The following is a 2,405-nucleotide window of genomic DNA, read 5'->3' as shown; positions in this document are numbered from 1 at the left end:
GTAAGCCCGAAATAAAAAACAGCGTACCTTCATGGTACGCATGATAAATAGCCGTATTTTTATGATTTTTTATCAAAAATACGGCCTCATCTATCTTCTATTACATGTTGCTTGAATCATTTTAGACCAAGGCATGTATTGATCTAGAATTTCAGGATTTTGATGGATGCCGATATTCGGTAGATCCGTCAAAAGTTTCTTTATATATTCATAGAAATCAATGCCATTACTTTTTGCAGTTTCTGCGATACTCAAACAGATGGCATTCGCTTTTGCACCGTCTTCACTAACACTAAAGAGCCAATTTTTTCGACCAATGACATTGGGGCGGATGGCGTTTTCGGCTGGATTATTATCAATCTCAATGCGGCCATCGTTCAAGAATGCTCTAAGCCCATTTGCTCGATTCAACGTATATTCAGCTGCCTTTGCGAGGGCATTTTTTCCGTAGAATGGTGATGTTTCAATCCAGTTAAGAAATTTGTCAACGATTGGCTTCGAGTATTTTTGGCGTTTTTTTCTGCGCTTGCTCGGAGACAAATGTTTAAATTTCCTTTCTAGTCGATATAATTCATCACAATACTTCACACCAACTTGGCCATTCTTACTGTCGGCTTTCAACCAATAACGACGAACATGTGCCCAACAATTTGCGAAGGTAATTCCGCCAATCTTATCATAGGCAGAGTAACCATCACAAATAATTGTACCGGAATACCCCTCCGTGAAACTTTCAAGGACGGACCGAGCCCGTGATAAAGAGCTTTGAAATAGAATAATCAAGGGACCTTGGCTTGGCACACTTCGATATACCCAGTTATAGGCATTGGATTGACCAGATTTCCCATCAGAACGATGAATAATTTGGGAATACGTTTCGTCGACATGTAGAACAGACTTAAACATCATCAACTCTTTCATTCGTTCATAAATAGGTAGTAGCCAATCATGTGCTGCATGTATGACCCAATTAGAAAGATTTTTATCATTCGTATCTAGACCATAACGTGACCATTCCTTGACCTGGCGGTAAAGGGGTAAGTATTGCGCAAATTTATCATAGATGACTTTCGCAAGCACGCTAGGGCTTGCGATGCTACGTTGAATCGGTGGCTGTGGTGCTTTTCCACGCTTAATTTGTGCGGATTGTGATGCATCACTTTTGCAGTTCCTACATTCGTAGGCATGTTCAATATGCTGTACTTTCATCATTTTTGCGGGAATAAATGTAGCTTCTTCACGGACAACCGTTCCGCCGATTTCAACCATTTGATGTTGACAACAGTCACAGATGGTATTGTCTGGATGATGATGGATCGCTTCTATTTCTACATCATCTCGCAATGAATCATTTCTCTTTTTCTTCTGGATGTTTCGAACAACAGTATAAGAAATCGTCTGTTGGCTTTGTTCTTCTGTGTGCTCAGAATCAGTAAAAGACGGGTCATCCTCAAATAAGGACACTTGCCCGTCGGGCGTATTGTATTTGGATTTTTCTGTTTTAGAGCCATATAAGAGTTTTGTTAAATGTTGAAGTTGTTGCGTCAACGATTCAATCTGTTTCAATGATTGATCCAACTTTTTCGATAACTTTTTATTTTGTTGATTCGAATGAGCTAATTGTTCTTCAAGCAGTCGAATTAATTTCTCATCTTTACTTTTGTTATTAGAAGAAGCGTTCGACACAACATTCACTACTTTCCGTTCAGTTTCGTTCCTCCTATTATAATCAGTTTGAATAGTGAAATAAAGATAAAAGTACCAACTTGAACGATTTTAGAACACGCCTTTTAGTGATGGTTGAATGGCTTTTGGTTGCTGAATGGATAACCCTTCAAGTAACCATCGGAGCTCCTGTTGTGAAAGATTACGTACTTCATTTTCATCTTTTGGCCATTGAAGTTTTCCACTATCTAAACGCTTATAAAGCATGGCGAAGCCATCGCCATCAAAATACAGACATTTGTAGCGATCTTTACTCCATCCTGAAAATAAGAAAATGGAATCGCCATATGGATCAAGTTCGAAAGAATCTTGAATCAGTGTGGCAAGCCCGTCTATGCCTTTTCGCATATCGGTCTTTCCGCAAATGATGTAGATATTTTTCACACTTGTATAATCGTATTTCACAGATGTTTCAACTCCCTCATAACGGTTTGGATAACGTGCTCACCTACGCCGCCATAGAAGGATATTTCCGCGTTTGCCGTTTTGATCGTGCAAATGCTTATTGAAGGATCTTTTGAAGAAGTGGATGATAAAGAATGTTTAGTATCTGGGTGTAGTGTGACGGGGACAATCGTTAATTTTTGTTGTGGCATAAGACATGCACCTCCTTTGATTCATACATGTATCGTACCAGAAGGTGCTGCGTGTTTATATGCGTTGTTTGAATGGGGGCTTAC

The 2,405-nt window shown here is 39.4% G+C and carries 3 protein-coding genes; 1 reads left to right on the top strand and 2 read right to left on the bottom strand.

Features of this window, described 5'->3' with window-relative positions:
• Positions 1 to 90: 90 nt before the first annotated feature.
• Positions 91 to 1,686: an IS66 family transposase gene (tnpC, locus tag AS180_RS21175; RefSeq protein WP_062687465.1), complete on the bottom strand. Its 1,596-nt coding sequence runs from the start codon at positions 1,684 to 1,686 to the stop codon at positions 91 to 93.
• A gap of 90 nt (positions 1,687 to 1,776) precedes the next feature.
• The gene (tnpB, locus tag AS180_RS21170; RefSeq protein ID WP_139109269.1) at positions 1,777 to 2,130 is read right to left on the bottom strand and encodes an IS66 family insertion sequence element accessory protein TnpB; all 354 of its coding nucleotides are present in this window, start codon (positions 2,128 to 2,130) and stop codon (positions 1,777 to 1,779) included.
• A gap of 93 nt (positions 2,131 to 2,223) precedes the next feature.
• On the opposite strand from tnpB, the gene AS180_RS23755 reads away from it, so the two are divergent.
• On the top strand, positions 2,224 to 2,405 hold a 182-nt coding region (locus AS180_RS23755; protein WP_035320331.1), incomplete at its 3' end, for a hypothetical protein.

Origin of the sequence: Priestia veravalensis, assembly GCF_001457055.1 — a bacterium.
Taxonomy (GTDB): domain Bacteria; phylum Bacillota; class Bacilli; order Bacillales; family Bacillaceae_H; genus Priestia; species Priestia flexa.
Note: the sequence above shows the minus strand (reverse complement) of the source record. Positions and strands in the feature narration are given on the sequence as shown.